Raw genomic sequence first — 22,336 nt, 5'->3', positions numbered from 1 at the left:
ATGACCCGAAAAGCCCGGCAATTCGGGAATGTTTAATAGTTGCGTCTTTAAACCGCCTGCTTTTTATTTCGCCGGACTGCCTGAATTGCATCGCTTTCCGGAAAGTACTTTATTCGTATCAATTAATTGTCCGCGCGGCAGGTCATTTGTGCCTGTCTTGCCGTTTCGTACCTTGATGCAAGCGTTAACCCGACTACGACGACCCGCTCTACCAGCACCGAGTACTTCTCCCAATACGCAGTTGCAATTCCGCCTCTTATACGAACTCATGCTAGGGTCATTGCTGAATTACGAATAATTAAAGTTTGTTATTATGTCGATTCACGTTTGCTTATACATCGGCCATGACGATGCGCAATGCGACTCTGCGGCAGTTGAAGGTTTTCGAAACGGTGGCACGCCACCTGAGCTTCTCGCGCGCCGCGGAGGAATTGCATCTCACGCAGCCCGCCGTCTCCACTCAGGTGCGGCAACTCGAGGAACATGCCGGTCTGCCGCTGTTCGAACAGCTCGGCAAAAAGATCTACCTGACGCCGGCCGGCACCGAAATGCTCCACTACAGCCGTGCGATCATTCAGCAGTTCCACGAAGTCGACGAAGCCATGAGTCAGCTCAAGGGCGTCTCCGGCGGCAAGCTGGACGTGGCGGTGATCAGCGCCGGCGACTACTTCTTTCCGCGCGTGCTCGCCGAATTCACGCGCCGCTACTCGGGTGTCGTGTTGAATCTCGCGGTACACAACCGCGCGGAACTGCTGCATCAACTCGCCACCAATCAAACCGATCTCGCGGTCATGGTGCGTCCGCCGCACGAGACCGACGCCACCAACGAACCGTTCGCGCCGCATCCTTACGTGATCGTGGCAGCGCCCACGCATCCGCTCGCGCACAAGCGCAACATCAAGATGAGCCAGTTGGCGGGCGAAGCGTTTATCGTGCGCGAGCGCGGCTCGGACACGTGGAATTCGATGGAAGAAGGTTTCGCGGGACGCCTCGCCAACCTGAAGATCGCCATGGAGATCAAAAGCACCGAGACGATCAAGCAGGCGGTCATTGCCGGCATGGGGATCGCCTTTCTGTCCGCACACACCATCAGCCTCGAGTTGCAGCTCGGCCATCTGGTGGTGCTCGACGTCGAGAGCTTTCCGGTCATGCTCAACTGGTACGTCGTGCATCGCAAGAACAAACGGCTGCCGCCGGTCGCGGTCGCGTTCAAACGCTTCCTGATGGAAGAAGGCGCGAATCTGATCGAGAAGATCACGCGTGTGAAGGAACTGAGTGTGTATAAGCAGTAGGCGCTGGCAACGCGACTGAGCCTGCCAAGGCAGGCTCAGTCGTACTACGGCGAATTCTCCGCGGCGGGCGTTCGAGCTGCTTGAGCCAATAGAACCGGTTGAGTCGATCGTACCTTGCGGCATGCGTACTCCCCGAATTGCGATGCCATCACGCGCGGTCAATTGACCGCGCGATCTTCTATTGCGCCAATCAGACCGCAGCGATCGTCGAGGCGTTTTGCGTTGCCGTCTGCATAGCGGTCAAGGTATTGCTGAGCGTGCCGATTCCGTCGATCGTAATCGATACGGTTGCGCCGTCCCTGATCGAACCGACGCCCACCGACGTGCCGCACGCGATCACGTCGCCCGCTTCGAGCGTGAGATCCTGCGACAGAAGACTCACCTGCTCCGCCGGCGAAAACACCATATCGTCGAGCGGATAGTTCTGCCGTTCGACACCATCGAGTAGCGTCACGAGACGCGCTTGCCGCCAGTCGAAACCGGAGACGATCGCCGGGCCAAGGCAGCAGAACGTATCGAAGCCCTTCGCGCGCGCCCATTGCGGAAAGTGCGGGTTCTCGTTCAATAGATCCGCGGCGGTGACGTCGTTGACGAGCGTATAGCCGAAGATCGCGGCGCCCGCTTCCTCGATACTCGCGTCGCGACAACGCTTTCCGATCACAATCCCGAGTTCGCCTTCGTAGACGATCTTGCCCGCGTAACCGGGGGGCCGGCGAATCGGCTCACCCGCACCGATCACCGAGCCCGCCGGCTTCAACAGAAATAGCGGATGCGTCGGCACCGGCTTATCGAGCTTCGCGGCGAGCGCGTGATAGTTGTTCCACAACGCAACGATCTTGCCGGGCGCGCACGGCGCGAGCGGTGTGAGCGCGCGCGTCGACAGAACCACGCCGGTCGGCACCGGCTGATCGAGACTGGCGTACTCGTGCAGATAGCCGCCTTCGACACGGCCGAACACGAGGCCACCGTCGCTCGACATGAAACGCATCCACGTGTCCATATCGTTCGCTCCTAGATCGCGCCGGCGGTACGCAATGCGCTGATCTGCTCGGGTGAATAGCCGAGCTCCGCCATCACCTCGTCGGTATGTTCACCGAGCAGCGGCGAACGTTTGACTTCGGTCGGGCTGTCCGACAGTTTGATCGGATTGCCGACCGTCAGATACTTGCCGCGGGTCGGATGGTCCACTTCGACGATCGTGCCGGTTTTGCGCAGCGAAGGCTCTTCAGCGATTTCCTTCATCGACAGGATCGGGCCGCACGGAATGTCGTACTCGTTGAGGATCTGCATGGCCTCGAACTTGGTCTTGGTCATGGTCCAGCGTTCGATCTCGGCGAAAATCTCCTTCAGACGCGGCAAGCGCGCGGCGGGCGTCGCGTAGTCGGGATCGGTGGCCCACTCTTCCTTGCCGATCACGTTGCAGATCTTCGTCCACACCGGCGCCTGGGTGATGAAGTAGATATACGCGTTGGGGTCGGTCTCCCAGCCCTTGCACTTCAGAATCCAGCCCGGCTGTCCGCCGCCCGACGCATTGCCCGCCCGCGGCACCGCTTCGCCGAAGGTGCCGTTCGGATACTGCGGATACTCCTTCATCGTGCCGTTGCGCTCGAGCCGCTGCTGGTCGCGCAGTTTCACGCGGCACAGATTCAGCACGCCGTCCTGCATCGCGGCGAGCACGCGCTGGCCGCGACCGGTTTGCGTGCGCTGAAACAGCGCCGTCACGATGCCGAGCGCCAGATGCAGACCCGTACCACTGTCGCCGATCTGCGCGCCGGTCACGACCGGCGGGCCGTCGTCGAAACCGGTGGTCGAGGCCGCGCCGCCCGCGCATTGCGCGACGTTCTCGTAGACCTTGCAGTCTTCGTAGGGCCCGGGACCGAAGCCCTTCACCGAGGCGACGATCATGCGCGGATTCAATTCCTGAATCCGCTCCCACGTGAAGCCCATGCGATCCAGCGCGCCCGGCGCGAAGTTCTCGACCAGCACGTCGCATTTCTGGATCAGCGCTTCGAGTACCTGCTTGCCTTCTGGGTTCTTCGTGTCGATCGTGACCGAGCGCTTGTTGTGATTCAGCATCGTGAAGTACAGGCTGTCGACGTCTGGAATGTCGCGCAACTGCTCGCGCGTGATGTCGCCGGCGCCGGCCCGCTCCACCTTGATCACATCCGCGCCGAACCACGCGAGCAATTGCGTGCAGGTCGGACCCGATTGCACATGCGTGAAGTCGAGAATGCGCACACCGTCGAGTGCTTGGCTCATATCGTGTCTCCGTTCGGCCAGGATCGGCGCCTGGGCGCCGATCCTTGTTCCATGCAGGTTAGTTGCGGAAGCTGCGTTTTATGGGTCCATCGTTTGACTGTTCGTGCCCGGCTCGCCAGTTGATATATCACATACCATATTTTAAAGACCGTCAAGCGCGGCTTTTCCCGTAGCGCCCGCGCCGCGGCAACAAAAACTAAAAAGCCCGCGGTGTTTTCACACCGCGGGCTCGATTCAATCCGCCGAAACCGGTCAGACAGACGCTTGAAGCATCAATCCAGAAAGTCGCAATTCGCCTCGACGAACGCGGCCAGATCCAGCGAATGCTGCCGCGTGAGACGCTCGGCCAGTTCAGTATCGCGCTGCTCGAGCGCCTCGATAATGCGCAAATGATCGACGATGGAACGCGAAGCGCGATCGCTCTGCGAGATGGTCATGCGGCGAATCGCGCGCACGTGAATGAAGATGTTCTTGATGGTGTCGAGAATGATCTGCGACTTCGACAGTTCCACGATCGCCTGGTGGAACGCGATGTTGGCGTCCGAATACTCGGCGATATGCTCGGCCGGCGTGGCGTCGCGGAAATGGTCGAACATGTGCCGCAGACGGGCGATTTCCTCGTCGCTCGCGTGCAGCGTGGCGAGCCGCGCCGCCATGCTTTCGAGCGCGGCCCACATCTGGATCATCTCCACGATTTCGCGTTTGCTCTTGCGCACGATATAGATGCCGCGCCGCGGCACCATGCGCAGAAAACCTTCCTGTTCGAGCAGCGTCATCGCTTCACGCACCGGCGTGCGGCTCACGCCGAGCGATTCGCTCAGTACGCGTTCGTCGAGACGGATTTCTTCGCGGTTCTGGTAGATGTCCGCGTCGGCGATCGCCTGGCGCAACATCGCATACGCCTGATCGCGCAGGCTGACGCTCGCGCCGATCGGCTGCAACGACAAAGTCAGCGGTGTACCCACTGCTTCAGTTTGAAGTTCTGACGACATTCATCGCCTCGTGTTGACCGTGCGCACGATACGGTGCGGCCACTGCGCCCCCGTATTGTTCACCCAAACCGACGAACCGGCCATGCTGCGCAGCAAGTTGCGCGACCGGCTGCGGAATCCAGCGGGTCAGCAGAACCGTGGCGGCAGCGCCCAAACCAACGGCCGAGACGGCCAGCAGTGCGAGAGGAACGAATTCCATGTGCAACTCCGAATGATTGAGTGAACGAATCCCTCAATCATATGCTGCGGCGCCGCATTTATCAATATTCCGTATGTAGTATATCAGTGATTGTTGTTTTCAAGATGACATTCTCAAGGTAGCACGGGTGCGTCGCCGATGGTTCGGGGCCGTTGTTCAAACACTCAACGCCTGGATCGCGTCGGTGTAAACGCGCAAAACGCGCGCTATGCGCGCAGTCACGTCCGATAATCGCGCACTCTGCCTTCGATGCCGATTGTGAGATCCGTCGCGCATCATTAACCTTCGGGGAAATCCTGCCAGAAGACGAGCGGCGGCACGCCGCCCGGCCTCTTCACAGCAGTTCGAAAGTTTTCAGGAGACACCGTCATGAGCACTACCCTTCCGACGGCCGCGCCGGCCGACAACCGTACGGCACGCAGCCAGGCCCGCAAGGCGGCGCTCGGCAGCTTCATCGGCGCCGTGGTCGACTGGTACGACTTTCTGCTGTACGGCATCGTCGCCGCGCTGGTGTTCAACGCCGAGTTCTTCCCGAAGGTCAGCCCGGCGATGGGCACGCTCGCCGCCTTCGCCACCTTCGGCGTCGGCTTTCTGTTCCGGCCGCTCGGCGGCTTCGTGTTCGGTCATTACGGCGACCGGCTCGGACGCAAACGCATGCTCGTGCTCACCGTGATGATGATGGGCCTCTCGACCGCGGCGATCGGTTTGCTGCCGGCATTCTCGACGATCGGCTGGTGGGCGCCGGTGCTGCTCGTGACCTTGCGCGCGATTCAGGGTTTCGCGGTGGGCGGCGAATGGGGCGGCGCCGCGTTGATGGCGGTGGAAAGCGCGCCGGAGAAGAAGAAGGCCTTCTACAGCAGCGGCGTGCAGGTCGGCTACGGCGTGGGCCTCGTGCTGTCGACCGGGCTGATCGCGATCATCAGCCGCTCGATGGACAACGCGTCGTTCCTGAACTGGGGCTGGCGCCTGCCGTTCCTGTTCAGCGTGGTGCTGGTGCTGATCGCACTGTGGATCCGCTCGAGCATGGAAGAGTCGAAGGAGTTCGTCGAAAAAGTCGGCCAGCATGGCGAACGCAGCGTGCGTCTGCCGATCGTCGAGGCATTGCTGCGGCATCCGCAAGCGTTCCTGCTGATCATCGCGCTGCGTCTCGCCGAACTGTTCACCATGTATATCGTGACCGCGTTCGCACTGAACTACTCGACCGCGAACCTGCACATGCCGCGCGAATTCTTCCTCACGATCGGCCTGCTGGTCGGCGCGCTGAGTTGCGTGACGATCCCGTGCTTCGCGCTACTCGCGGACCGCTTTGGCCGGCGCCGCGTGTATATGATCGGCGCGCTGATCGGCATGCTGAGCGCGGTGCCGTTCTTCCTCGCGCTCGAAGCACGCGCGACGGTCTGGATCGTGATCTTTGCGGTGATGCTCGCGAACGTCGCGCACGACATGGTCGTTAGCGTGCAGCAGCCGATGTTCACCGAACTGTTCGGCACCGAGTACCGCTATAGCGGCGCGGGCGTCGGTTATCAGGTGGCGAGCGTGGTAGGCGGCGGCTTCACGCCGTTCATCGCGGTCGCGCTGGTCAACTTCGCGGGCGGCTCGTGGCATCCGGTGGCCGCTTATCTCGCGGGGGGCTGCCTGATCTCGGTGCTGGTCGCGGCAAAAATGAAGACCGGACGCGGTATCGCCTGAGTCTTACCCTCTCACTGTCGAGCCGGGCCGGCGTGGCGATATTGCCACCGCCGGCCCGTTTGCTTTTGGGCGACCGGTAATGCGTTCTGCGGGTTTCCACGGCAAGCCGCCGCAATTCGGCAGATTACGGTCGCATTTCACCAGGCTAATGCCTTATGTTTTTGCATCTCATATTGCAAACGCATACTTCGCGACCTATCGTTCCACGAAGCGGGTCCACGCCATGATTTTTCCACGTCATATGAAATAAAAATACATATATTGACGCCCTACAACACTGTAATTTTTACGCCGCGAGACCTAAAGCATTTTGTATGGAAGCCGATAACAAAGAATTCGTAACTGGAGACCGACCATGAGTAGCATCACCGAGCCGAGCGGCAGTTCAGGCTCCGCCCCATTCTTTTCCAAACAGGCCACCGTTGCGAAACCCGGGTTTTCGCGTTGGATGGTTCCGCCCGCGGCGCTCGCCGTCCACCTTTGTATCGGCCAGGCGTACGCGTTTTCCGTGTTCAACGGACCGCTGACCAAAGTGATCGGCATCACGCAATCCACCGCCGATGACTGGACGCTGACCTCGCTCGGCTGGATCTTTTCACTGGCGATCGTGTTCCTCGGTTTGTCGGCGGCGTTCGCCGGCAAATGGCTCGAACATGTCGGCCCGCGCCGCACCATGTTTACCGCCGCGTGCTGCTTCGGCGGCGGCTTCCTTGTGTCGGCGCTCGGCGTGCATCTGCATCAGATCGCGCTGCTGTATCTCGGCTATGGGGTGATCGGCGGCATCGGACTGGGGCTCGGTTATGTCTCGCCCGTGTCGACGTTGATCCGCTGGTTCCCGGACCGCCGCGGCATGGCGACCGGCATGGCGATCATGGGCTTCGGCGGCGGCGCGATGATCGCCGCGCCGTTGTCGGTGGCGTTGATGAAGCACTTCCAGAGCGCGACCAGCATCGGCGTGGCCGAGACCTTCGTCGTGCTCGGCATTGCGTATTTCATCTCGATGTCGATCGGCGCACTCGCGATCCGCGTGCCGCCGGCGGACTGGAAACCGGCCGGCTGGACGCCGCCCGCGACCAATCAGAAGAAGATGATTTCGCGTAATCACGTGCACATCGATCAGGCGTTGAAGACGCCGCAGTTCTACCTGATCTGGCTGGTGCTGTTCCTGAACGTGACGGCCGGTATCGGCATTCTCGGCCAGGCGTCGGTGATGATTCAGGAGAGCTTCAAGGACACGGTCACGGCGTCCGCGGCGGCCGGTTTCGTGGGCCTGCTGTCGTTGTTCAACATGAGCGGCCGCTTCGTGTGGGCGTCGGCGTCGGACTGGCTCGGCCGCAAGAACACCTACTTCATCTTCTTCGCGCTAGGCGCGGTGCTGTACTACCTGGTGCCGACGTTCGCCGCGTCTGGTCAGATCGCGTTGTTCGTGCTGGCCTACTGCGTGATTCTGACCATGTATGGCGGCGGCTTCGCCACGGTGCCCGCGTATCTCGCGGACATGTTCGGCACGGCGTTCGTAGGCGGTATTCATGGCCGTCTGCTGACGGCGTGGGCGGCCGCCGGCGTGGCCGGTCCGGTGCTGGTGAACTACATTCGCGCGTATGAAGTGGCGCACGGGGTGGCCAAGGCGGATGCGTACACGATGACCGTTCACATCATGGCCGTGCTGCTGGTGATCGGCTTCGTCTGCAATCTGCTGGTCAAGCGGGTGGACGACAAGCACCACATGACCGACGCACAACTCGCCAAAGGCGCCTGAGGAGACCCGCATGTCGACCATTCAAACCGCGCATCCGACCAACAAGGGCAAGCTCGTCGTGTTCTGGTTATATGTGACGCTGCCCCTCGCATGGGGCGTGTTCAATACGCTCACGCAAGCGATGAAGCTGTTCCACTAAGTCGCATCCGGCGCCCCGCGTTTCGACACGCGGGGCGTTGCGCTTTCCGCGCGTTCAGATCTTCTCGAACAGCACGTCCTGCGCACCTTCCCACAACACCTTGGTACCGAGCTCGCGCAGCTTGTCCCGGCCTTCGACGATGGTCAGGAAATGATTGCCCGCGAGCTGCCCCATCTTGCTCGCGAAACAGCACGAGCCGTACGCGAGAATGATCTCGGTTTCGCTATAGCCGCCGGGATAGAACAGAATGTCGCCGACCGACGGATGGCTCGTGTGATTCTCGAAGCCGACCGCCGCGCCGTCGTTCTCGAGTTTGAAATCGCCGAGCGGCACCCAGCAGCCTTCGCCGCTCCAGCGCACGTGAATGATCTTCTGACGGTACGGCAACAGCTTCAGAAAGGCCGCGACGGTTTGCGGCGCGTCGGGATGAGTTTCGGCGGTAAAGACGTGGCCGCAGGAGGTGATTCGGAGTCGGGTCATCGCTAGATATCCGGTGAGACGGTTGATGAAATGGTCGGTCGGACGCTGGCAAGGGGCCATGCTGCAGGCAAGCTATTCTGTCGTCCGATGCAAGGCTTCGACAGATACAGTTCCCTTCCGCCCGGTCAGGCCAGTTGGACCAGTTGACGTGACCTGTGCGCTATGCGGTCTAAATCATGGGAAGCCCGCCCCATGCCAGATTCAGGCATCCCTGGCCACGAAAGTTCGTAGTTTGCAAGCCGCGCAATGCACCGCACACTGCGCAAGGTGCGTAATTACCCTCAGGACGATTCATCGGCTTGCTTGCCCCGGTGAGCGACCCACGGCCCGCCGTCAGACTCATGGCGGCAGCACGGTGCGGCAACGCAAAAATCGTCGTGCCGCCCGGCGGCGAGACCGGCTGATATCCGGCGCCATCAACTAATGTACTTAAGCGTCGGCGGCGAGCCAACCTTTGTCTGCCGGCCCACCAACCGCCGACCCGCTGTTCACCCCTGCCGCCGCGCAATCCGTACCATCAGCCGCGCAGCCGGTAAGCGAGCGGCGTCACGCCGTAGCCACGCTTGAACTGCACGGAGAAATGACTGGCGTTCTCGAAACCAACCGCAAGAGCAATCTGCAACACAGTTTGATTGGTGGCGCGCAGCAGTCTTGCCGCTTCCTCGAGCCGTAAACGCGTCACGAACTGATGCGGCGTCTCGCCGGTCTCGCGGCGAAACACGCGCGCAAAATGAAAACTGCTCAGGCCGGCCTGCGCGGCCAGTTCGCTGATCGCCAGATCGCCCACCAGATTCGCGCGAATGTAGTCGGTCACGCGGCGAATCCGCCGCGGCACCAGCCGTTCGGGCGGCACGGGCGAACCGGCGGAGGCGCCGCGGCCACGCGAGTAGTGCTGCAGCAGGTGCGCGGTCAGCGCGTGAAGCAGTGCGTCGACATACAGGCGCGAGTCGGCTGGATCGGCGGCGGCGCGATGCAGGGCGCCCAGCATCGCGGCCACCAGCGGATCCTGAAACCGCATCGCGTCGCCGAGCGACAGTTCGTGGGAGCCGTTCAGTTCCATCTGCTCCGCAACGCTGTCGACCAGGCTGCGCTCGATATGCAGGTGAACGGTCGACAGCGGCTCGTCGCTGATCGAGCGCCAGCGCCACGAGATCGGCACGGGCGGCACGAACCAGACGTCGCCCACCCGCAGATCCGTGCTCTCCCAGCGTCCGTTCAGGTTGCGTTCGAGATGCTCGGCGCCGCTCGCGAGCGTCATCAGCGTGAGGTCCTGCAGGCCGGGCGCCTCCAGTAGTTCCTGCTCGTTCGGTTCGAGATACGAGCGCAACACCAGATGCCGCCACGGGCGGTCGACGCTCGACACCAGATTTTGGCCCGCCATGTAGCGATCGTAGGCGAGCGTCGTTGTCAGCTTTGGAATTCGTGCCATGACGTCTATTCCCAGGAGGTGCCGTATGCAAATGAAAGAAGCCCGCCACACTCGAGTTGCCGGTCGACTATCGGAGCAAGAACTCAAAAATGATAGCAAGGAACCGGCTACCGTAATTTTTGGAAATAGCTAATCATTCAGGTTGTCGTCTTTCACGCGTTTCGAACGCTGGAGCTACCGTTTCATGGAACACGAATGCGATGCGCTGCCGCATTGGCTGACCGGCTCGCCGTCAGGCGAAACCGGGCATACGCCGGCGGCATACAACTCCGTGGTGTCCGCACAACCGGCTTACCCGGCCGGCACGCGGCAACCCGGAAAGTCGGCCCACGCGGCCGAAGCACCCAGGGCGTCAAGCCGTACCGCGGCAGGCGCGGCGCCCACCGGTTTTCTCACGCTCTTCACCGAAGAAGAGATCGGCACGCCCTCGCCCGCCGCACGGCGAGCGGCGCCGGTCATCAGTCCGCTGGTGCGTTTTGGCAGTGCGCAGGACCGCATTGAATTCGTGCGGCAGCGCATCAAGCAACTCGGCTTCGACTCGTTCAGCTATACGGCCACGCGCACGTCGGCGCATCACAAGACGATGTTCGTGCTGACCAGCTACGAATCGCAGACCTGGCTCACGCGCTATTTTCGCGAGCGTTATTTCGAGCTCGATCCGCGCGTGGCGTCGGCGTCGCCGACCGGTCTGCCATTCATCTGGAACACGGCCGACATGCGCGCCGATCTGCCGCGTGCGCAAATGCGCAGCGAGCGGCTCGGCGGTCTGATCGACATGCTGGAGGCGACCGGCCGCAAAAGCGGGATTCTCACGCAGATGCCGCTGCCGGAGCCGGAGCTGTCCGCCAGCCTGTGTTTCAACTCGGCGATCGGCAACCCGCGCTGGATGACGGAGTCGATCGTGGCGGAAACGCTGATGTTCGCGCACACGATCCACGAATTCATCTGGACGCACGCGAAGAGCGTGATCGGCCTCGCGCCCGAGCAACAGCGGCGCGTGACGCTGAGCGAGTTGCAGCATGCGGTGCTGCGGGCGGTCGTGCAGGGGCAGCGGGACAAGGAGATCGCTTACTTCCTTGGACTGTCGCCGCATAACGTCGACTACCATCTGCGCCGCTTGCGGCAGTTGTTCAACGTGCGCAACCGCGTGCAGTTGATCAATGTGGCGCAGGGCTATGTGTCGTAGGGGTTGGCGCAGGTGTTCAGTCGAGTTGAGACCAGCAGTGCAGCAATGAAGTAGTCAAGCAGTAAAGCCAAGTAGTGAGAGCCGCGGCCGGCCCGATTGGCGGGTCGGCCGCGGCGAATTCGCTGGACGCTGGCAGCAAAGTGCCCAACAGCGAAGCGCCGCGTTCAAAGCTGCAACACATAGCACGCGCATTTCGCGCGGTATCCGCGCACAACAAAACCCCTCGCCGTCAAACCACTTCGCGCAACGTGCGCAAACAGTCCGCCGCGAGTTGCTGATACACCCGCGTTCCAGACGACTTCGCGCGAATCTCCTCGTCGCTCAGCAGGCGCGCCACGCGCCCCGGCACACCCGCCACCAGCACGCGCGGCGGCACCCGCCAGTCCTTCCTGACGAACGCGCAGGCGGCCACGATGCTGGCCTCGCCGACCACCACACCGTCCATCACCACCGCGTGCATGCCGATCATCGTGTTCGGCTCGAGCGTCGCGCCATGAACGATCGCACCGTGACCGACATGGCTGTCGACGCCCAGCCAGCAGTGGTTATCGACACCGGTGTGCAGCACACAACCGTCCTGCACATTGCTGCCGCGCTCCACCACCACCGCGCCGAAATCGCCGCGCAGACTCGCGAACGGCGCGATGTAACAGCACGCGCCGATCGTCACGTCGCCGATCAGCACCGCGCTCGGATGCACATACGCGGACGGGTCGACGCGCGGCCGCTTGCCGTTGAACTCAAAGAGCGCCATGGCGTGAATCCGGATGCGCTCGTGGAGGTGAGCGCTGAAGCACCATCCCGCGCATCAAGCCGCGCGCTCTGTCAGGTGATAGTCGTCGGCGCCCCAATACGCGCGCATGCGCACGATCTTGCCGGCGGCGTCGAAATCCATCACGTCGGTTACGTCGATATGAGCCGGCTGCCCGTCCTGCGCCGCGATATGCACGCGAAAGCTGATCGACGCGCTCTGGCCGTGCGAACCGCGCGGCGGCGCGATCAGTTCGAGCCGCGCGCCCACCGAGGTCGCATACGCGTAGAACGCGTCGACCTCACTGCGGCCTTCCTTGAGCGGCGTGCCGACCGGATCTTCGATCGTCGCGTTATCGGCGAACAGCGCCGCGACGCGCGCGGCATCGGCCGCATTGAATGCATCGATATAGTCGAGCAGACGCGCCTTCATGGTTTCGCTGGTGTTCATGCTGGCTCCTTACCGCGCGGTGTAGCCGCCGTCGATCACCAGCTCAGTGCCCGTCACATAGCGGCCGGCCGGCGACACGAGGTACAGGATGCCCGCCGCGATATCCTGCGGATCGCCGATCTTCGCGAGCGGCACGAGCGTTTTCATATGCGCAAAAATCTGCTCCGGGTCGCCGAGTTTGGCGAAGGCTTCCTCGAGCAGCGGCGTACGGATAAAACCAGGGTGCACGGAATTCGCGCGAATGTTCTGCGCCGCGTACAGCATCGCTTCGGTCTTCGCCATCAACCGCACCGCCCCTTTCGACGCGTGATACGCGGGCACATCCGGTCCGCCGACCAGTCCGTACATCGACGACAGATTCACGATCGACCCGCCGCCCGCGGTGAGCAGGTGCGGAATCGCGTACTTGGTGCAGAGGAACACGCCGGTCACGTTCACGTCGATCACTTTCTGCCATTGCTGCAGCGTCATTTCGTGCGTCGGCAGATTCGCGCCTTCGATGCCCGCGTTATTCACCAACGCGTCGAGCCGGCCGAAACGTGCGGCGATGTCGCCGAACACGCGCTGCACGTCGTCTTCCTGCGTGACGTCCATCTTCCAGAAGGCCGCCTTGCCGCCCGCCGCGTTGATCTCGGCGACCAGTTGCTCGCCGGCCTCCGTCAGCACATCGAGCACCGCCACGGCCGAGCCGGCCGCCGCCAGCGTGCGCGCGGTTTGCGCGCCGATGCCGCGCGCGCCGCCGGTGATCGCGGCCACCTTGCCGCTCATGTCGAACAATTGATGGGGAAATGTCATATCGTCTCCGTCGTGTTGTAGTGGGACTGCCGGGCCCCGTCGAACCGCGCGGCGCCGCAGCCTGCAGGATGCCTCAAGCGGCGCGCCTGTCCGCGAGAAATGCCAGACATTCGCGATTGAAATACTCGCGATGCTCGACCATGACCCAATGGCCGCAGCGATTCATCAGCACGAAGCGCGCGTCGGCGCAGTGTTCGAGAAAACGCATCGCGCCGCTGGCCGGATTGAAGCGGTCGTCGCTGCCCCAGAAACCGAGTACCGGGCATTGCAGTTCGGCGAGACGTCCGGTGAGATTCGGCACACGCATGGTCGACAGCACTTCGGGCGGCTGCTGTTCGCACACGCGCAGGCGTTCCTCGACCAGGGCATCCGTCACGAGGCTGCGGTCGTACACCAGCATGTCGAGCAGTTGACGCATGGTCAGCCGGTTCATCTGCCGGTTCGTGAACAGCGACACCATCTTCTGGATGCCGTCCATTCTGAAGTACGTTTCGCGTTCCTCGACGCCGCCCGGCGCCATCATGATCAGACTGTCGACGTCGTCGGGATAGTCGAGCGCGTATTGCAGCGCGATCGCGCCGCCCAGCGAATTACCGAGCAGCGTGGCGCGGCCGATGCCGTTGGCGGTCAGTTGCGCGCGCAACGCTTCGACGAAAAAGTCGAGCGTGTAGAGCGCGTCCGCAGGCTTCGACGAGGCGCCGTAACCCGGCAGATCGACCACGATCGCGCGGTATCCGGCCGCAGCGAAGCACGGATAGTTGTGTTTGAAATTACTGAAGCCGCTCGCACCGGGCCCGCTGCCGTGAATGAACACGACGGGCGCGCCGCTGCCGGCTTCGAAGTGATGAAGCATGAGGCCGCCGGGCGCCTCGGTGAAAATCCCGACCGGCGCTTCCGCAGGCGGGCGAGTGGTCGGTGTGGCTTCCTGGAAGCCGGTGGGCGTTGCGGTCATGCGCGCTTGTCTCCTTCGACCGGGGTCGGCGCTGCTGCGCCTACTGCGGTCCATGCAACACGGTTGCGGTCTCGCGCCGCGCTCTTCGGCGCGGCCGATGGTACGAACATCACCAGCGCAACCATGATCGGCGCGCGGGCGCGCGTCGGCATCGTCTTTTCAGACTACGAGGCGCCGTCGCATTTCTCCTACCATCGGGCCCACACGAACGAATGGAGACAGCGGCAATGACGGGATTCGATTACAGCGGCAAGGTCGTGCTGGTGACCGGCGGCACCAAGGGGATCGGCGCGGGCATCGCGCGGGCGTTCGTCGCGGCGGGTGCGACGGTTTATGTCTGCGGACGCACCGATCCCCACACCCGGAACCCACGTTTCATCGCCGCCGACGTACGCGACATCGACGCGATCGACGCCTTGCTCGCGCAGATAGAACAGGAAGCCGGCCGCCTCGACGTGGTGATCAACAACGCGGGCGGCGCACCGTTCGCACTCGCCGCCGACGCCTCGCCGCGCTTCACCGAGGCAGTGATCCGCCTGAATCTGCTTGCGCCGCTGCAACTCGCGCAACGCGCCAACGCACGCATGCAGCGGCAAAGCGGAGGCGGCGTGCTGCTGTTTATCGGCAGCGTGAGCGGCTTGCGCGCGTCGCCCGGCACGGCGGCTTACGGTGCCGCAAAAGCGGGCCTGCTCAACGCGGTGCGCTCGCTCGCGGTCGAATGGGCGCCGCACGTGCGTGTCTGCGCGGTGAGCCCGAGTCTGGTGGAGACCGAAGCCGCCACCAGCGGCCACACGGGGTCGTCCGCAGCGGACCCGCACGGCGCGCTCGCCGCCATTAGCGCGACGATTCCCGCCGGTCGTCTCGCGCAGCCCGCCGACATCGCGTCCGCCTGCCTGTTCCTCGCGTCGCCGCACGCGGCCTATGCGTCGGGCAGCAACCTGATTCTCGAAGGGGGTGGTGAAGTACCGGCATTTCTCGCCGCGAGCGGCCAGCTTCGCACCTCGACAACGTAGACCACGCGCACGCCTAGCCCGCGTCCCCCAGGACAAGCGACTAGTCCGTTTTGACGATTCCCGCCCCGCACGTGACCCCTAACCTCTGAGCACAACAAATTTCAGACGTGACCACAGAGGAGACAGGATGCAGATCAACGGAACACAGGAGCGCGCACCCGTACTGCGCGCGGTGTGCGCGGCATGCAAACTCGCCATGCTGGCAGCGGCGACGCTGACCGTCGCCCCCGCTTATGCGGGCGACACGGTCAATCTCGGCGCCGACACCACGCTCGATTACACCTTCACGCTCGGTTACGGTCTGGGCATGCGTACGCGTGCGCCGAGCGGCAATCTGCTGACCCCCGCGAACATCAACGGCGATGACGGCGACCGCAATTTCGCCAGGAACAAGCTGATCGAAAACCAGGTGAGCGTGCTTGGCGAAGTGAACCTCAAGCACGACGACTGGGGCGTCTTCGTGCGCGCGGACACGTTCTACGATCAGGCGTACCAACACTCGAACTACAACGACGCGCCCGGGACCGTGAATCACGGCGGCGTGTACAACAACTTCACCGAGCAGGCCAACTACTGGGCGGGCGGCCGCACGCAACTGCTTGCCGCGTATGTCTACAACACCTTCAAACTGGGCGGCACGAGCCTGAACGTGAAGGTCGGCGATCAGGTCGTGGCGTGGGGCGAGAGTGTTTTCTTCCCGAACATCGCGGGCGCGCAAGGCCCCGCCGACGCGACCAAATCGTTCGTGGCGGGTGCGGAGGTCAAAGACATTCTGTTGCCGGTGCCGCAGATCTCGACGCAATGGCAGATCGCGCCGAACTTCAGCCTGCTCGGCTACTACCAGTTCTCGTTCCAGCCGAATCAACTCAGCGCGCCGGGCAGCTACATGAGCTATTCCGACGTAGTCGGCCCGGGCGCCGAATACATCATCGGACCGGGCGGCGTGCAGATTCCGCGCGCTCCCGACAGCCGTCCCGGCAACAGCGGCCAATGGGGTCTCGGCGCACGCTGGCGAGTCCTCGGCGACACCGAGATCGGCGCTTACTACCTGCACTACAACGACATGAATCCCAGTGTCGTGACGACGTACTTCCCCACACTGTCGTATCAGGAGAAGTTCTTCGACAACATCAAGCTCACCGGTCTGAGTTTCTCGACCGATCTGAACGGCGTGAACGTCGCCGGCGAAACCTCGTACCGCCAGGGCGCGGCCGTGCTGGTCAACACGCCGCTCGGCGCGCAGTCCACGCGTGGCGACGTCTGGCAATCGAACCTGTCCGCGATCTATTCGATCGGCCCGACCTTCCTTGCCGCCTCGCAGACGCTGGTGGGTGAAGTCTCGTACGTTCACGCCGGCAATATCACGCCGCTGCTCGGTTCCACCACGCTCGCCAACACGCGCAACGCAGCCGCGTTCGAAGTGGCGTGGACGCTCAGTTACAAGAACGTCTTCAACGGTTGGGACGTCGATGTGCCGCTTACCTACTCCGACGACTTCACCGGCAAGTCGTCGCTGGCCGGCGCGCTCGGTTCGATGACCGGCGTGGGCGACCACCGCGTGACGGTCGGCGTGACCTTCACGCGCCTGAGCAACCTGCAGCTCGCGCTGGTCTATGCCAAGTTCCTCGGCACGCCGGACCCGGTCAACCGTCCGCTCGCCGATCGCGATTACGTGCTCGCGACCGCGAAGTACTCGTTCTGAGCGTTCCGACGCTCACGCGCCGGAGCCTTGGAACACGCATCACCCTTTGAATCAGCCGTCTTTTTACTGCAAGAGGATTTGGTCATGAGTCGAATTTTCAATCCCGCCCTGCGTGTCTGCGTGTTCGCCGCGGGTGCCGCGCTCGCGGCCTCACTCGGCGCCCCGTCGTTCGCCAAAACCAGCCCGGAAGATCTCGCCAAACTCGAAGGCCCCCTCACGCCGATGGGCGCCGAGCGCGCGGGCAACGCCGACGGCACGATCCCCGCGTGGAGCGGCAAATGGTTCGGCACGCCGCCGGGCGTCGACTATAAAGCGGGGCAACGCTTCCCCGATCCGTATGCGAGCGAGAAGCCGCTCTTCGTGATTACCGCGCAAAACATGCAGCAATACGAAGCGCGTCTGACCGACGGCGAAAAAGCGCTGCTGAAAAAATATCCCGACACCTTCAAGATTCCGGTCTATCCGAGCCACCGTGATTTCAGCTACGGCGACGCCGTGTACAAGGACATTCGCCTGTACGCGCCGACCACGACGATGACAAAAGATCAGAACGGCCTGAAGGATTTCCCGCCGGTCACGCCGTTCCCGGTGCCGAAAAGCGGCGTGGAAGCCATGTGGGACCTGCGCTTCGCCTCGGCGATCGAAGGCGAAACCGCCACCTACGACCAGGCGGTCGTTTATCCGGACGGCAACATTGCCTGGGGAAAGGTGCAATACGCGATTTACGGACCGCGCAGCGCGGACCGTTTCGATCCGAAGAACGTGCTGAACGCGAAGAGCTTCTTCCGCCAGACCACCATGTTGCCGCTGTCCGATCGCGGCACGATCATCACCGGCTACGAAATGTGGGACCAGGAGGGCTCCGACACGCGCCGTACCTGGTCGTATAACCCCGGCACGCGGCGCGTGCGCCAGGCGCCCGAATTCGGTTTCGACCAGCCCGAAGGCCCCGGCGGTTTCCGCACCGTCGACGACGATCGCCTGTTCAACGGCTCGGGCGAACGCTACGACTGGAAGATCGTCGGCAAGCGCGAAGTGTACGTACCGTACGACAACTACAAGCTGATGGACCCGTCGATCAAGTACACCGATCTGTTGACGAAGGGTCACGAGAACACCCAGTACATGCGCTTCGAACTGCATCGCGTGTGGGTACTGCAGGCCACGCTGAAATCCGGCTACCGCCATCAATACGCGAAACGGGTGCTGTATCTCGACGAGGACACGTGGAATGCCGTCGCCGCCGACAACTACGACGCCCGCGGCACGCTGTGGCGCACCAACCTTGCGCCGACCCTGTATGCATTCGACGCCAAGTCGTTCTATTCGACCGCGGTGTTCTATCACGACCTGATTTCGGGCGCCTATTACGCCGACCGTCTGTCGAATCAGGAACCGATGCCAGTGCTCACGCGCGGCTCGCAACTGACCGAAGCGTACTTCTCGCCCGACGCGATTCGGGGCGCGGGCAACTAAACCTGTTTGCGCTTTCGGGCGCACGGAGCCTGGCCATGGCGAATCGAGCCATGGTCCGCTTCTCACCCCTCCATTCAAATGCGATGACTTCGACTCTACACGCCGAACTCGGCGACACGCTTTATCGCGCCTGGCTCGAGCGCGCGCCGATCGCCCCTCTTTCCGCCCGGGATGACGGCTTGCCGCTCGCCGACGCTTACCGGGTGCAACAGCATTTCATCGCGCGCCGGATCGAGGCGGGCGAGACCGTCGTCGGCAAGAAGATCGGCCTGACGAGCGCGGCCGTGCAGAACATGCTCGGCGTTCATCAGCCGGACTTCGGCATTTTGCTGTCGGGCATGCACTACGTCGCCGGCGAGGCGATTCCGATCGACACGCTGATCGCGCCGCGCGCCGAAGGCGAAATCGCGTTCTATCTGAAACACGATCTGCGCGGCCCCGGCGTGACGCGCGCGGCCGTGCTCGCCGCCACGGACGCCGTCGGCGCGTGCTTCGAAATCGTCGATTCGCGGATTCGCGACTGGGCGATCCGCATTGGCGACACGGTCGCCGACAACGCGTCGTGCGGCGTCTACGTGCTCGGCCACGAACGCGTGTCGCCCGACGCGCTGGATCTCGCGGCCTGCCGCATGACGCTCGACAAAAACGGCGAGCGTGTCGCGCAAGGCATCGGCGCCGCCGCGCTCGGCCACCCCGCCGACGCCGTTGCGTGGCTCGCGAATACGCTCGGCGAACTCGGCGTGCCGCTGCTTGCGGGCGAGGTCGTGCTGTCGGGCTCGCTCGCGGCGTTGATTCCCGTCACTGGCGGCGACCTGCTGGAGATGCACATCGAAGGCATCGGCGGTTGTTCGGTGCGCTTCGTCTGATTGCCTGACCGTCTTTCATTAAAGGATGCATTGAATGAGCAAGATCAAATGCGCGTTGATCGGGCCCGGCAACATCGGCACCGATCTGCTGTACAAGCTGCGTCGCAGCACGGTACTCGAACCCGTCTGGATGGTCGGCGTGGACGCAGCTTCGGAAGGCCTCGCCCGCGCCCGCGAGCTGGGCCTGAAAACCACCGCCGACGGCATAGACGGCTTGTTGCCGCATCTCGCCACCGACGACATCCGCATTGCGTTCGACGCCACTTCCGCGTACGTCCACCGCGAGCACTCCGACAAACTGACCTCGCGCGGCGTGCGCATGATCGACCTGACGCCTGCCGCCATTGGCCCGTTCTGCGTGCCGCCGGTGAATCTTGCCGCGCAGAACGACCAGCAGGTGATGAACGTCAACATGGTGACGTGCGGCGGGCAGGCGACCATTCCGATGGTGCATGCCGTGTCGCGTGTGCAGCGCGTGGTGTACGGCGAGATCGTCGCGACGGTGTCGTCGCGTTCGGTCGGTCCCGGCACGCGCAAGAACATCGACGAATTTACCCGCACCACGTCGCTCGCGATCGAGCAGATTGGCGGCGCGGCGGTGGGCAAGGCGATCATCGTGATCAACCCGGCCGAGCCGCCGTTGATCATGCGCGACACGATTCACTGTTTGACGGAGAGCGATCCCGACATCGACGCGATCACCGCTTCCGTGCATGCGATGGTCGACGAAGTACGCCAATACGTGCCCGGCTACACGCTGAAGAACGGCCCCGTGTTCGACGGCCGGCGCGTTTCCGTCTTCATGGAAGTGGAAGGTCTCGGCGACTATCTGCCGAAATACGCCGGCAATCTCGACATCATGACCGCGGCTGCCGCGCGCACGGCGGAAGTCTTCGCCCAACAGATGCTCGCCGCATCCACCCTTGCTTAAGGAGCGACCATGTCATTAGCAGGAACGCGAATTACCGTACACGACATGACGTTGCGCGACGGCATGCATCCGAAGCGTCATCAGATTTCGCTGGACCAGATGCGCGGCATTGCGCGCGGGCTCGATGCGGCCGGTGTGCCGTTAATTGAAGTGACGCATGGCGACGGTCTGGGTGGTGCGTCGGTGAATTATGGTTTTCCGGCGCATACCGACGAAGCTTATCTGACTGCCGTGATCGCCGAGTTGAAGCAGGCGAAGGTCTCGGCGTTGTTGATACCGGGCATTGGTACTGTCGAACATTTGCGGATGGCGCACGATCTCGGCGTACATACGATACGGGTGGCGACGCACTGTACCGAGGCGGACGTATCCGAGCAGCACATTGGGTTAGCGCGCAAGCTCGGCATGGATACGGTCGGTTTTCTGATGATGGCGCATATGTCGCCGGCGGGGGCGTTGGTCGCGCAGGCGAAGCTGATGGAGTCGTATGGGGCGAATTGCATCTATATCACCGACTCCGCGGGGCATATGTTGCCCGACGATGTGACTGCGCGGATTAGCCGGGTAAGGGAAGCGTTGCGACCTGAGACCGAGCTTGGGTTTCATGGGCATCACAATCTCGCGATGGGCGTGGCGAATTCTATTGCGGCTGTGGCTGCCGGGGCTAATCGGATCGATGCGGCTGCTGCTGGGCTTGGTGCTGGCGCTGGGAACACGCCGATGGAAGTGTTGGTCGCGGTTTGCGAGCGGATGGAGATTCATACGGGGGTGGATGTGTTTCGGATCTCCGATGTGGCGGAGGATCTTGTTGTGCCTATTATGGATTCGCCTATTCGGCTTGATCGGGATGCGTTGACGCTTGGGTATGCTGGGGTGTATTCGTCGTTCCTCCTTTTTGCCAAGCGGGCTGAGGTTAAGTATCGGGTTTCTGCGAGGGATATTCTTGTTGAGCTTGGGAGGCAGAGGCTGGTGGGGGGGCAGGAGGATATGATTGAAGATACAGCTATTACGCTTGCTAAATTGCAGGTGGGCTGAATTTTTTTTGCCTGTGCGGTGCTTCTTTTTTTGGGGCTCTCTTTTGGGGGGGCTTTCCTTGCGTTCTTGGTGGTCTGCTAGCGTTCCCCCTGTGCGGGGGGGCACCTACTTTTCTTTGCTTGCCGCAAAGAAAAGTAGGCAAAAGAAAGCGGCTCACACCGCTAACCATTAAGCGGGGCCCTCGCGCAGTCACGGTAGTGGTGCATCTGGAATCTGTGTTCTCGCGCATTTGGCGTTAGTGACAAAGGCGTCATTTTTCCGGCGGCGCTGCGCGCGCCGCGGCGGTCGTTCACGTCAGGCCCCTGCTAAGTGGGGTCCTCGCGTTGTTGCGGTAGTGGTGCATCTGGAATCTGTGCTCTCGCACACTCCGCGTTCGTGGTACAGCAGTCATTCATCCCGCCTCGCGCGAAGCGCTCGCCGGAGCGGTTCGCTTTGCAGTCCGCGTTTTGGCGCGGTGGGGTCGTCGGCTTCGCCTCAGAGCCGGAAATGGTCGCCGAATGCGGCGTGGCCGCCCGCCAACAGCTGCTGATTTGCCGCACGACCGCCACGGCGCGCGCAGCGCCGCCGGAAGAATGACACCTTTGTCACTAACGCGAAGTGTGCGAGAACACAGATTCCAGATGCACCACTACCGTGGCTGCGCAAGGGACCCGCTTAGCAGGGGTGTTGCTTGAACAACCGCCACGGCGCGCACAGCGCTGCCGGAAGAATGACGCCTTTGTCACTAACGCGAAGTGTGCGAGAGCACGGATTCCAGATGCACCACTACCGGAGGAGTACCACGAAACCCACTTATGAGCTGGCGGTGTGAGCCGCTTTCTTTTGCCTACTTTTCTTTGCGGCATGCCCTCCATGTCAGGCTAGTTGTCGCCTCAGCCGAACCGATTAGTGTAAAGATGGAGGGCGGACAGCGAATGGAAGATGAAACGCTATTCAGCGGA

21 protein-coding genes are annotated in these 22,336 nt (G+C 62.6%); 11 read left to right on the top strand and 10 right to left on the bottom strand.

The features are described 5' to 3' along the window. Positions 1-344: 344 nt before the first annotated feature. Complete coding sequence (locus tag BX591_RS23775; protein ID WP_111933756.1) at positions 345-1,292, top strand: LysR family transcriptional regulator; 948 nt, start codon at positions 345-347, stop codon at positions 1,290-1,292. A gap of 190 nt (positions 1,293-1,482) precedes the next feature. On the opposite strand, the gene BX591_RS23770 is transcribed toward BX591_RS23775, so the two are convergent. The 4 genes from BX591_RS23770 to BX591_RS23755 form a co-directional block, all read right to left on the bottom strand. Beyond that, positions 1,483-2,292 carry a fumarylacetoacetate hydrolase family protein gene (locus tag BX591_RS23770; protein WP_111933755.1) on the bottom strand — a complete coding sequence of 270 codons (810 nt, stop codon included), beginning with the start codon at positions 2,290-2,292 and terminating at the stop codon, positions 1,483-1,485. Between the two features lie 11 nt (positions 2,293-2,303). After that, positions 2,304-3,551, bottom strand: coding sequence for a formyl-CoA transferase (frc, locus tag BX591_RS23765; protein WP_111933754.1), 1,248 nt, complete (start codon positions 3,549-3,551; stop codon positions 2,304-2,306). Between the two features lie 272 nt (positions 3,552-3,823). Beyond that, complete coding sequence (locus tag BX591_RS23760) at positions 3,824-4,543, bottom strand: GntR family transcriptional regulator (RefSeq protein ID WP_035555864.1); 720 nt, start codon at positions 4,541-4,543, stop codon at positions 3,824-3,826. Further along, a complete protein-coding gene (locus tag BX591_RS23755) occupies positions 4,521-4,742 on the bottom strand; it encodes a hypothetical protein (RefSeq protein ID WP_111933753.1) in 222 nt (73 codons plus the stop codon). The genes BX591_RS23760 and BX591_RS23755 overlap by 23 nt, the downstream gene beginning before the upstream one ends. A 369-nt stretch (positions 4,743-5,111) precedes the next feature. On the opposite strand from BX591_RS23755, the gene shiA reads away from it, so the two are divergent. The 3 genes from shiA to BX591_RS23740 all read left to right on the top strand — a co-directional run bounded on the left by shiA (position 5,112) and on the right by BX591_RS23740 (position 8,329). Continuing rightward, entirely contained in the window at positions 5,112-6,431 is a 1,320-nt protein-coding gene (gene shiA, locus BX591_RS23750) for a shikimate transporter (RefSeq protein ID WP_111933752.1), read from the top strand. A gap of 355 nt (positions 6,432-6,786) precedes the next feature. After that, complete coding sequence (locus BX591_RS23745; RefSeq protein WP_111933751.1) at positions 6,787-8,190, top strand: L-lactate MFS transporter; 1,404 nt, start codon at positions 6,787-6,789, stop codon at positions 8,188-8,190. A 10-nt stretch (positions 8,191-8,200) separates the two neighbouring features. Further along, the gene (locus tag BX591_RS23740; protein WP_111933750.1) at positions 8,201-8,329 is read left to right on the top strand and encodes an MFS transporter small subunit; all 129 of its coding nucleotides are present in this window, start codon (positions 8,201-8,203) and stop codon (positions 8,327-8,329) included. Positions 8,330-8,383: 54 nt separating this feature from the next. On the opposite strand, the gene BX591_RS23735 is transcribed toward BX591_RS23740, so the two are convergent. Continuing rightward, complete coding sequence (locus tag BX591_RS23735) at positions 8,384-8,809, bottom strand: DUF3830 family protein (protein ID WP_111933749.1); 426 nt, start codon at positions 8,807-8,809, stop codon at positions 8,384-8,386. 517 nt (positions 8,810-9,326) lie between these two features. Further along, positions 9,327-10,238, bottom strand: a complete 912-nt coding sequence (locus tag BX591_RS23730) for a helix-turn-helix domain-containing protein (protein ID WP_111933748.1) — start codon at positions 10,236-10,238, stop codon at positions 9,327-9,329. Between the two features lie 184 nt (positions 10,239-10,422). Between BX591_RS23730 and BX591_RS23725 the strand changes: the two genes are divergently transcribed. Next, positions 10,423-11,424 carry a helix-turn-helix transcriptional regulator gene (locus tag BX591_RS23725; protein ID WP_111933862.1) on the top strand — a complete coding sequence of 334 codons (1,002 nt, stop codon included), beginning with the start codon at positions 10,423-10,425 and terminating at the stop codon, positions 11,422-11,424. Positions 11,425-11,653: 229 nt separating this feature from the next. Here the strand turns inward: BX591_RS23725 and BX591_RS23720 are convergent, their stop codons facing one another. From BX591_RS23720 to BX591_RS23705, 4 genes are all read right to left on the bottom strand, one after another. After that, positions 11,654-12,178, bottom strand: coding sequence for an acyltransferase (locus tag BX591_RS23720; protein WP_111933747.1), 525 nt, complete (start codon positions 12,176-12,178; stop codon positions 11,654-11,656). A gap of 54 nt (positions 12,179-12,232) precedes the next feature. Next, positions 12,233-12,625 (bottom strand): nuclear transport factor 2 family protein, encoded by a 393-nt coding sequence (locus BX591_RS23715; RefSeq protein WP_111933746.1) that lies wholly within the window; start codon positions 12,623-12,625, stop codon positions 12,233-12,235. Positions 12,626-12,634: 9 nt separating this feature from the next. Next, complete coding sequence (locus BX591_RS23710) at positions 12,635-13,420, bottom strand: SDR family NAD(P)-dependent oxidoreductase (protein ID WP_111933745.1); 786 nt, start codon at positions 13,418-13,420, stop codon at positions 12,635-12,637. 73 nt (positions 13,421-13,493) lie between these two features. Beyond that, complete coding sequence (locus tag BX591_RS23705) at positions 13,494-14,372, bottom strand: alpha/beta fold hydrolase (RefSeq protein WP_111933744.1); 879 nt, start codon at positions 14,370-14,372, stop codon at positions 13,494-13,496. Between the two features lie 227 nt (positions 14,373-14,599). On the opposite strand from BX591_RS23705, the gene BX591_RS23700 reads away from it, so the two are divergent. The 6 genes from BX591_RS23700 (at position 14,600) to dmpG (ending at position 21,395) form a co-directional block, all read left to right on the top strand. Further along, entirely contained in the window at positions 14,600-15,385 is a 786-nt protein-coding gene (locus BX591_RS23700; RefSeq protein WP_111933743.1) for an SDR family oxidoreductase, read from the top strand. A gap of 127 nt (positions 15,386-15,512) precedes the next feature. Beyond that, on the top strand, positions 15,513-17,087 hold the full coding sequence (locus BX591_RS23695) for a DUF1302 domain-containing protein (protein ID WP_111933742.1): 1,575 nt from the start codon (positions 15,513-15,515) through the stop codon (positions 17,085-17,087). A gap of 84 nt (positions 17,088-17,171) precedes the next feature. Continuing rightward, on the top strand, positions 17,172-18,563 hold the full coding sequence (locus tag BX591_RS23690) for a DUF1329 domain-containing protein (RefSeq protein WP_111933741.1): 1,392 nt from the start codon (positions 17,172-17,174) through the stop codon (positions 18,561-18,563). 83 nt (positions 18,564-18,646) lie between these two features. After that, a complete protein-coding gene (gene dmpE, locus BX591_RS23685) occupies positions 18,647-19,429 on the top strand; it encodes a 2-oxopent-4-enoate hydratase (protein WP_111933740.1) in 783 nt (260 codons plus the stop codon). A gap of 34 nt (positions 19,430-19,463) precedes the next feature. After that, on the top strand, positions 19,464-20,360 hold the full coding sequence (locus BX591_RS23680) for an acetaldehyde dehydrogenase (acetylating) (RefSeq protein WP_111933739.1): 897 nt from the start codon (positions 19,464-19,466) through the stop codon (positions 20,358-20,360). 9 nt (positions 20,361-20,369) lie between these two features. Continuing rightward, positions 20,370-21,395: a 4-hydroxy-2-oxovalerate aldolase gene (gene dmpG, locus BX591_RS23675; RefSeq protein WP_111933738.1), complete on the top strand. Its 1,026-nt coding sequence runs from the start codon at positions 20,370-20,372 to the stop codon at positions 21,393-21,395. Positions 21,396-22,336 lie beyond the last annotated feature (941 nt).

The organism is Paraburkholderia bryophila (assembly GCF_003269035.1).
Lineage (GTDB): Bacteria > Pseudomonadota > Gammaproteobacteria > Burkholderiales > Burkholderiaceae > Paraburkholderia > Paraburkholderia bryophila.
The sequence above is the reverse complement of the archived record's forward strand: the minus strand, read 5'-3'. Positions and strand labels throughout refer to the sequence as shown.